Below are 241 nucleotides of genomic sequence, written 5' to 3'. Positions count from 1 at the left end.
CGTCGGACTTCTCCATGTGCGGTTCGAGGTAGGCGACCGCGGTCTTCATGACCTCGGCGGACTGCAGCACGAACGGCAGCTGCATCTGGCCGGAGCCGAACAGCTCGCCCACGACCTTCATGCCTTCCAGCAGGGTGTCGTTGACGATCGCCAGCGCGGGACGGGTCGTGAGCGCCTCGTCCAGGTCGCGGTCCAGGCCGTTCTTCTCGCCGTCGATGATCCGCCGCTGCAGGCGCTCGTC

General features: G+C 67.2%; 1 protein-coding gene. It reads right to left on the bottom strand.

Annotated features, from left to right (window positions below):
• A partial coding sequence (locus C6N31_RS43185) for a B12-binding domain-containing protein (protein WP_198359757.1) occupies window positions 1–241 on the bottom strand: 241 nt, incomplete at both ends.

Origin of the sequence: Streptomyces fildesensis (assembly GCF_016107395.1) — a bacterium.
GTDB lineage: Bacteria > Actinomycetota > Actinomycetes > Streptomycetales > Streptomycetaceae > Actinacidiphila > Actinacidiphila fildesensis.
The sequence above is the reverse complement of the archived record's forward strand: the minus strand, read 5'-3'. Positions and strand labels throughout refer to the sequence as shown.